A 439-nucleotide genomic window follows, 5' to 3' on the forward strand; every position below is an offset into this window, starting at 1 on the left:
TCAGTGCAGGAGACTGCCCTGGAGTTCTGCGCGGAGTGCGGGGGTGAGGACCGCGCCGGCGCGGTCGACGAGGAGGGCCATCTCGTAGCCGACCAGGCCGATGTCGGAGTCGGGGGCGGCGAGGACGGCGAGGGCGGAGCCGTCGCTGACGGCCATCAGGAAGAGGAAGCCCCGTTCCATCTCGACCACGGTCTGGTTGACCTCGCCGCCCTCGAAGATCCGGCTGGCGCCGGTGGTGAGGGAGGTGAGGCCGGAGGCGACGGCGGCGAGCTGGTCTGCGCGGTCACGAGGGAAACCCTCGGACATGCACAGCAGGAGGCCGTCCGCGGAGACCACCACCGTGTGCGACACCCCAGGGGTGTTGTCCACGAAATTGGTGATCAGCCAGTTCAGGTTCTGTGCGGCCTGGCTCATCTGACTCAACTCAACGCTCCTGGTG

Annotated in this window: 1 protein-coding gene; it reads right to left on the reverse strand. The window is 68.1% G+C overall.

The annotated features are described in order from the left end of the window. Entirely contained in the window at nt 1–414 is a 414-nt protein-coding gene (locus ADK60_RS24915) for a roadblock/LC7 domain-containing protein (protein WP_043468791.1), read from the reverse strand. Nucleotides 415–439 lie beyond the last annotated feature (25 nt).

It is taken from the genome of Streptomyces sp. XY431 (genome assembly GCF_001279805.1).
Lineage (GTDB): Bacteria > Actinomycetota > Actinomycetes > Streptomycetales > Streptomycetaceae > Kitasatospora > Kitasatospora purpeofusca.